Origin of the sequence: Piscirickettsia litoralis (genome assembly GCF_001720395.1) — a bacterium.
In the GTDB taxonomy this organism is placed as follows: Bacteria; Pseudomonadota; Gammaproteobacteria; order Piscirickettsiales; family Piscirickettsiaceae; genus Piscirickettsia; species Piscirickettsia litoralis.
The window spans coordinates 1,309,955-1,317,677 of sequence record NZ_MDTU01000001.1 but is presented as its reverse complement, the minus strand read 5'-3'; the positions used below and the strand labels follow the sequence as shown (position 1 = coordinate 1,317,677).

General features: G+C 41.0%; 9 protein-coding genes and 1 pseudogene. 6 read left to right on the top strand and 4 right to left on the bottom strand.

The window, feature by feature from the left end; translation table 11 throughout:
• The first annotated feature begins 108 nt into the window (after positions 1–108).
• Complete coding sequence (locus tag BGC07_RS06330; protein WP_069313815.1) at positions 109–576, top strand: DUF4402 domain-containing protein; 468 nt, start codon at positions 109–111, stop codon at positions 574–576.
• A gap of 452 nt (positions 577–1,028) precedes the next feature.
• On the opposite strand, the gene BGC07_RS23835 is transcribed toward BGC07_RS06330, so the two are convergent.
• Together BGC07_RS23835 and BGC07_RS06320 are read right to left on the bottom strand one after the other, a co-directional pair.
• Positions 1,029–1,457 (bottom strand): class I SAM-dependent methyltransferase, encoded by a 429-nt coding sequence (locus BGC07_RS23835; RefSeq protein WP_077216792.1) that lies wholly within the window; start codon positions 1,455–1,457, stop codon positions 1,029–1,031.
• The gene (locus BGC07_RS06320; RefSeq protein ID WP_069312410.1) at positions 1,454–1,684 is read right to left on the bottom strand and encodes a hypothetical protein; all 231 of its coding nucleotides are present in this window, start codon (positions 1,682–1,684) and stop codon (positions 1,454–1,456) included. The genes BGC07_RS23835 and BGC07_RS06320 overlap by 4 nt, the downstream gene beginning before the upstream one ends.
• Before the next feature lie 113 nt (positions 1,685–1,797).
• Here BGC07_RS06320 and BGC07_RS06315 point away from each other — a divergent pair, with 113 nt between their 5' ends.
• Entirely contained in the window at positions 1,798–2,706 is a 909-nt protein-coding gene (locus tag BGC07_RS06315; RefSeq protein ID WP_069312409.1) for a LysR family transcriptional regulator, read from the top strand.
• Between the two features lie 200 nt (positions 2,707–2,906).
• Here the strand turns inward: BGC07_RS06315 and BGC07_RS06310 are convergent, their stop codons facing one another.
• Together BGC07_RS06310 and BGC07_RS06305 are read right to left on the bottom strand one after the other, a co-directional pair.
• Positions 2,907–3,182 (bottom strand): hypothetical protein, encoded by a 276-nt coding sequence (locus BGC07_RS06310; protein ID WP_069312408.1) that lies wholly within the window; start codon positions 3,180–3,182, stop codon positions 2,907–2,909.
• A 56-nt stretch (positions 3,183–3,238) separates the two neighbouring features.
• A complete protein-coding gene (locus tag BGC07_RS06305) occupies positions 3,239–3,829 on the bottom strand; it encodes a GNAT family N-acetyltransferase (protein WP_158006882.1) in 591 nt (196 codons plus the stop codon).
• A 152-nt stretch (positions 3,830–3,981) separates the two neighbouring features.
• Here BGC07_RS06305 and ubiD point away from each other — a divergent pair.
• The 4 genes and pseudogenes from ubiD (at position 3,982) to BGC07_RS06285 (ending at position 7,632) form a co-directional block, all read left to right on the top strand.
• A pseudogene (gene ubiD / locus BGC07_RS06300) lies at positions 3,982–5,445 on the top strand (4-hydroxy-3-polyprenylbenzoate decarboxylase).
• A gap of 1 nt (position 5,446) precedes the next feature.
• Entirely contained in the window at positions 5,447–6,481 is a 1,035-nt protein-coding gene (locus BGC07_RS06295) for a 2Fe-2S iron-sulfur cluster-binding protein (protein ID WP_069312406.1), read from the top strand.
• The gene (argR, locus tag BGC07_RS06290; protein ID WP_069312405.1) at positions 6,471–6,932 is read left to right on the top strand and encodes an arginine repressor; all 462 of its coding nucleotides are present in this window, start codon (positions 6,471–6,473) and stop codon (positions 6,930–6,932) included. The genes BGC07_RS06295 and argR overlap by 11 nt, the downstream gene beginning before the upstream one ends.
• 4 nt (positions 6,933–6,936) lie before the next feature.
• A complete protein-coding gene (locus BGC07_RS06285) occupies positions 6,937–7,632 on the top strand; it encodes an SDR family oxidoreductase (RefSeq protein WP_069312404.1) in 696 nt (231 codons plus the stop codon).
• The last annotated feature ends 91 nt before the right edge of the window (positions 7,633–7,723 follow it).

Below are 7,723 nucleotides of genomic sequence, written 5' to 3'. Positions count from 1 at the left end.
TTTTCTCTCGATTTATTGTTGAGGTGGCTGTTGCTTGATTTTGAAAAAAATGATAGGATGAAATGGAACTTTGGCGGTTGGTAACAAGGCTATATGGAGGTGATTGTTATGTTTATGAGAAAGGTTCTTGCATTGGGTGCAGTCGCTCTTTTAGTGGGAGTAAGCATAAATAGTTTTGCAGCACAATCTGCAACCGGACAATTAAATGTGACAGCTAAGCTGGTTTCTGGGATTGCTATTGAGCAGACAAAAATAATGGCTTTCGGCGATATTGTATTGCCAAATAAATCGGGAGTCAAAGAGACTGCGACCGCGGATGGTCAAATGACAGTGTACGGCTCACCGGGCGGTGCGGTAAAGGTAACTTGGCCTGCAAAAGCGGAAATTACAAGTGGTAGAGACTCGCTTGATGTATCAGTCGTTACTACAAATGGTGGTAAAAGCGATGTGAAAGATAATTTAGATAAGGATGGCCAACTGCCCGTTGATGTGACAGGTACGATTAAAGATTTAACCCACGATACTGCAGCAGGGGATTATTCAGGAACGTTGACGTTTACCGCAGCCTATCAATAATTCTTCATAATAAATTGTAAATCTTTTCAAAGAGCCTCCAGTTAGGCTCTTTTTTTGCTTCTTGGATTTTATCTTTAGATTTAATATTGTGCAATGCGATATTTATGTTATTTTATCTTTATAAAAATAAAATAATGGATGACACCTGCATAAGGTTTTTAAGTGCTTTATTTAAGGAGAAGGTTTATGTTAGTTATTATCGCTTTGATTTTTACTGTGCTTTCAGGGACTGTGTTTTTTTGATGGATTAAAAAAAATTGACCGATGTGGTTTTGGAAAGTTATACTTTTTCTTTATGTTTTAATCAAGAGCTAATAGAAAGCACTCACGATTGCTACTTGTTAGGTTATAACAGGAGTGAGTAGCTAGTAACCTAGAGTGACAGTTAATTAATTTATTTTTTTTGATAAACAAGAACATAAAGCTGGCTTTTGTTAATAAATTGAGTGACTTCAAGTGGCAGGTTTTGGACAAGCTGCTGAGCCTGCTTTAGCGTGTCGGGTAATGTGTGTGGCACTGTAACAGGGTCTTGCTGGTGCAGTTCTTTGACAAAATGGCCTCCCAAAGGGTGGCTGATAATGATTTTGCCCGATGCGGTTAGCAATTGGATAATATTTTTTAAAGCGAGCGTTTGATCGAAAAAAATTAGCAAAGCAGGCATTACACCAAGCATAGTCAAAATAAGCTTGAACTTGGTGATAATCAACGATATCTCCTTGCCAGCAGGTCACTGTTGGCAAATTAATCTTGAGGTTATTTAGTTGTTTTTGGGAGAGGTCTATGGCTGTAATATGGGCGTGGGGTATTAATGTGAGTATCCGCGAACTTAAGGCTCCAGCACCAGCACCAACATCCAGGCAGTGTGGCTGAAGAGTGCTCAATTTTTTTGCTGCTCGGGGTTAAAGGCGGATTGCACGATAGCATCTAATCTTGGAATAATTTCTGTAGGTGTGGCTTCGCTTGAATTAAACCAATGTGACAGTTGATCGAAAAAAGAAGCTTGGCGTTTATTGAAGTGACCTCGGTCTGGTGAGCTGCTGTGATTAGCTGAGTTGTTATTTTTTGCTGTGGCCAGGTGAATTTTTTTCATCTGTTTTTTATGATCCATATATCGCCAGATATCCTATTGGAATTATTGTTGTGTATTATAGTAAAGGAATTTTTTATAATTGACTATTATATTGATTGTTATGGGCTTGATCGTTTGGAGTGGGTGCAATAATGAGTGTGATGGATGATGCAATGTTATTTGTTGAAGTGGCAAGAGCGGGTAGTTTCACTCAAACGGCAGTGAACCATCAAAGTTCGAAATCACAAATTAGTCGACGTATTGCACAATTAGAACAGCGCTTGAATGCTCAGCTTTTTATTCGCACTCCCAGGCAATTACAGTTAACTGAAGCAGGACATCAGTTTTTTCAGTCTTGTTTAAAAATACAGGGAGATTTTTTAGCGGCGACTGAAGTTTTGAAGCAGACCCATGATGATGTTTCTGGCAAAATCAGTATGACTTGCCCGATGACGTTAGGTACAGAAGTCATCGGTCCTTTGTTGGCGAAGTTTTTATGTTTATATCCAAAAGTGAGTTTAGAGCTCGATTTGAGCGATAATGTGCATAATTTTGTCGAAAGCCACTTTGATATTGCGATTCGTGCAGCCAAATCGTTGCCAGACTCGGCATTGAAAGCACACAAACTACTGACCTATAAATATATCATTTGTGCATCTCCCGCCTATTTAGAAGAGTATGGCACGCCCAAGCAACCCAGTGAGCTTAAGGCTCAAGGTCATCGTAGTATTGTTTGTATTAACCGTGAAGCAGGGCTAGGGCAAGGGAAGTGGCCTTTTGTCATAGACGGTCAGGAGCAGCAGCTTGATATTCATAGCATCGCTGAGGTCACTCATATGAAAGTTCAGCAGACGATGGCGCTGGAAGGCGTGGGAATGATCCGCGTGCCTGAATACTGGGTGCGGCACTTCATTGAAGAAGGGCGCTTAATTTCGCTATTGGCAGAGTATCAGCCCTTTGAGTCTCATCTCTTTGTTGTTTATAGGGATATGAAAAATCAGCCGAAACGAATAAAAGAAGTCATTGACTATATGGACAGTCATTTTTGTGATGGTTTTTGAAGGTGATATCAGCCTTATTAAATTTGATTAAGTGAGATAAACAACTTTTTGCAATGTGGTTATATTTTGATCAATCTCAGCAGAAGTTGTAAAAAAATGCTTGTATTCATTTATCCACATAATTATCCACAAAAAATGTTAATAATTTACGAGGAGAATTGAATGTTCGATGAAGTTGATTAGGGCTATATCTGCTTGAGTCAATCGAGCGCACCTGATTCTTGGATCATGTTGTAGCTGATTTGGGCGAGTTTTTGTAACTGTTCTTTATGTTGGTCGAGTGAAGTGATGATTAAGTTTTCAGCCTTGGGCATCGCTCGAGACAACATCATGTATTCATCGTCTTCAGCAAGATAAAAATCAACGATCAGCAAACCACGCTCACAACGAAAGTACCAGTCAAAGTTGTTAATTCGTGGTGAGCTGATGATGAATTTGGTACATTGTGCTAATTGTTCTAGATTAACTTCAAACATAAAATTTAGCTTTTATACTTTGCAGAATCTTACTGTTTATTATTGAGTGTAGCTTGCTATTTTTCTATGCGTGTAAGTAGGTTTACTTTGACGGTATTAAACCACTCGGTTTTGAGAATACTAAAAACGACAGAATCACGGGTGTAGCCATTGGCTAAGGTCATGTGCTTTCGAAGTGTGCCTTCTTTGGTCGCGCCTAACTTCTTAAGAGCTGCGAGGGAGCGCACGTTGCGTGAATCCGCCTTAAATTCAACGCGTTCTAATTGCAATGTTTCAAAGGCATGAGTGAGCATTAATAGCTTACATTCTGGGTTAGTGATTGTCCCTCTTGCCTCTGGGCTATAAAAAGTATGACCAATGGAAAGGCGGCTTGCGGCAAGATCGACCTCATAAAAGCGTGAGCTACCGACCAAATTTCCGGAGTGATTAGCGCGGACAACCATGCAAGCCTCAGTGCCAGAGTAAGTCTTTTCTAATGCTTTATTAAACCAGTCATCAAAACTTTCAGCAGTGATGCTGTAGGGAAAATAGGTCCAGTGGCTTGGTTCTAGAGCGATAGATTTAAGCTCTTTACGATGTGTATTGTCTAATTTTTCTAGACTAATTGATGATCCTTGAAGATTATGAGTATCGAGTGGTATTTTCATTTTATCGATCATTCCTTCTGTTAGCTCCTGCAACGAGCTTATATTAATGCAGATAATAATAACTCAGCAAGTGATGAATCTAAGCGATTGGTTTTCATTTGCAAGAGATCACAGTATGATAAGCCGGATTCTGGTGATTTTAGAGTAAGCGCATGCAATACCGAGATTTACGTGACTTTATTGAACAATTAGAAAAAATGGGTGAACTAAAACGTATTCACCCTGAAGTGAATCCCTATTTAGAAATGACTGAAATCAGTCAGCGTGTTTTGCATGCTAAAGGGCCAGCATTACTTTTTGAAAAGTCGACGGGGTCAACTATTCCAGCTCTAACCAACCTTTTTGGTACTGTAGAGCGTGTTGCTTTGGGTATGGGGGCCGATAATATCAGCGCTTTGCGTGAAATCGGCCAGCTATTGGCCTTTTTGAAAGAGCCTGAGCCACCTAAGGGGATTAAGGAAGCCTGGGCCAATCTGCCTATTTTTAAAAAATTTTAACGATGGCCCCGAAAAAGGTGAACAATGCGCCTTGCCAGCAGATTGTTTTAGAGGGGGCTGAGGTTGATTTAAGTGCACTGCCTATCCAAACTTGCTGGCCGGATGATGCCGGGCCTTTAATTACTTGGGGCTTAGTGACAACAAAAGGGCCGCATAAGCCACGGATGAATATGGGGATCTACCGTCAGCAGGTCATCGGGCCAAATCGGCTGATTATGCGTTGGCTCTCTCACCGTGGTGGTGCATTGGACTTTCAAGAGTGGTGCAAGGCGCATCCTGGTGAAAAAATTTCCTGTAGCGGTCACGCTGGGTTGTGATCCTGCAACTATTTTGGCGGCGGTGACACCGGTGCCTGATACGCTTTCTGAATATGCTTTTGCGGGATTATTACGCGGCCATAAAACGGAACTGGTCAAATGCATCGGCAATGATTTAGAAGTGCCAGCACGAGCTGAAATTGTTCTTGAAGGTTATATCGACCCTGAGGATATTGCGCCTGAAGGGCCGTTTGGTGATCATACCGGTTATTATAATGAGGTTGAAAACTTCCCTGTTTTTGCCGTTGATCGCATTACTATGCGTGAGAATCCTATTTATCATACAACTTACACTGGTCGACCCCCGGATGAGCCGGCAATTTTGGGTGTGGCCCTAAACGAAGTTTTTGTGCCCCTGATTCAAAAACAGTTTCCTGAAATTGTTGACTTTTATCTGCCACCGGAAGGCTGTTCATACCGCTTGGCCATTGTGTCGATTAAAAAGCAATATCCGGGACATGCTAAGCGCGTTATGATGGGCGTTTGGTCATTTTTACGTCAATTTATGTACACTAAATGGGTCATTGTTGTTGATGATGATGTGAATGTGCGTGATTGGCAAGATGTGATTTGGGCGATGACAACACGCATGGATCCGGTGCGTGATACGACGATGATTGAGCACACCCCCATTGATTATTTGGATTTCGCTTCTCCTGTATCTGGCCTCGGTTCTAAAATGGGTTCGGATGCAACGAATAAATGGCCAGGTGAAACAACACGTGAGTGGGGGTTGCCTATCACGATGAGTCAGTCTGTCGTTGAGAAAGTCGATCAGCTATGGGCTGATCTTGGGTTGTAATATGTCAAACAAAGTAACGATAGAAAATACTAATATTTGCTTTACTGTGGAAGACGATGAATCGATTCTTGATGCAGCGCTTCGTCAAGGCATTGATTTACCTTTTAGTTGCCAAGCCGGAGTATGTGGTGCATGCCGGGGGCAAGTGGCTTTAGGTGATATCAATTATGGCGATATTGAGATTTTTGGTTTATTACCAGAAGAGGAGTCCGCAGGGTTTGCCCTGACCTGTAGTGCTAAAATTACGACGGATGTTGTACTAAAAATGGATGGTAATAGCTTGTATACACCACCGAAATCATTCGATGCTCAAGAAATGATGATGACTGTATTAACTCAAGAGAGCTTGGGTGATGATATTTATCGCTTAACCTTAAAGCATGAGAGTGATTTTTTATACCATGCCGGTCAATATATTGAAGTGATCGTCAATGATGAAATTACCTGTCCATTATCTATTGCTAATGCCCCACACGTGACTCCTGGAATTATAGAATTACACATTCGTAAAACTCATAAAATTCCGAGCTGGGGGAATTGGGTGCTAGAGCAGGCTGAAAAAAACAAACAGCTGCATATTCGTGGGCCGAAAGGTAAAGTCATCATCAATCGTCAGTCAGAGCGGCCACAGTTATTGATCGCCGGTGGAACGGGTTACTCTCAATGCAAGGCTTTGCTCGAACACCTTTTTTCTCAACAAGAGCAGAGTGCACCGGTGTACTTATATTGGGGTGGGCGTCACCGCCAGGGTTTATACTTGCACCAACAGGTTAAAGATTGGGCCTTAGAGTATCACTATTTTAATTATGTGCCAGTGCTGTCTCAAGCTGTGAATCATGATCGCTGGGGAGGGCGTCGTGGTCTAGTTCATCAAGCGGTGCTCGATGATTTTGAAGATTTAAAAGACTTTGATGTCTATGCGGTTGGACCGATGGAAATGGTAAAACTTGCTTATCAGGGGTGTTTATCCAAAGGTTTGCCCAAAGAGCAGTTTTATTCAGATTTTTTAGAGTTTATGGATTTCAATGAAAAATAAAAATATTATTTTAGAGGCTGTCCAACAACTTCTCAGCGATGAAAATATGAGTAGCCAAGAGGAAATCTGCCATGCTTTAGCAGAGTCTGGTTTTAGTGTGAGCCAGTCTAAAGTGTCTCGATTATTACGCCAATGTGGTGCGGTGAAGGTTCAAAAAGAAGGGCATCTTGTTTATGGCTTGCCGAAAGAGTTATCTCCGCCGACCAGCGATAGCTCCCTGACTAATTTAATTTTTTCTATAGAGCATAATGAGGTGATGGTGGTTTTGCATACCAGCCCAGGCGCGGCTCAGCTCGTTGCCCGTATGCTCGATTTTCATCCTAAACAAAGTGAAATATTAGGGACCATTGCCGGGGATGATTCTATTTTTGTTTCGCCGCGCTCGATAAAAAATATAGAAAAACTCTATTTAGAAATTAGACAGTTATTAGGCTTTACGGAAAAATCATAACACCATGAGAAAAACTGCGATCATTACCGGTGCAAGCCGCGGAATAGACAACGCTGTTGCCCGTTATTTTGCAATAAAAGATTATAATTTAGTTTTAATTGCTAGAAATAAACAAGCTTTATACAAGGTAAAAAAAGAATTAAAAAATATTAATTCTGAGATTAATATAAGTTATTATGCGTTAGATTTAGCGGACTTTAATCAATCTTATCAGCAACTCGTTAAAATGGTTGACGAATTAGAGCGCATTGATGTTTTAGTTAATAATGCAGGAATTGGCTATACAGGAACGCTTGACCTTGATCTTGCTGATTTTTCTTTGATGGTGGATGTGAATGTAAAAGGGTTATTTGCTGTGGCTAAAGCGGTAGGTTTAAAAATGAAGCAGCAACAGCACGGTTATATCATCAATGTTGCATCGGTTTCTGGAAAGTCAGCTTCGCCTTATTTAGGCGGGTATGCAGCGACTAAATTTGCTGTGGTTGGTTTTAATCAGGCTTTAGCTAAAGAACTGCGGCCTTTTGGTGTCAAAGTCACGGCCTTATGCCCTGGCGTTGTTGCAACGGAGATGACAAAGGGCTTTGACTTTCCAGAGGAAAATAAATTAACAGTGGATGAGTTGGTCAGCTCTGTTGACTATTTACTAAAACTTGGGCCAAATGCTGTAATCGAGACCTTAGATGTAGCAGCAGCTTCATAAGCGTTGATTTTATTAGCTGCTCTTTAGTCTTCATAATTAATCAGGCTGATATTATTTGTTATTTTTGAATGATGGAGTTTCTGTGCAAATT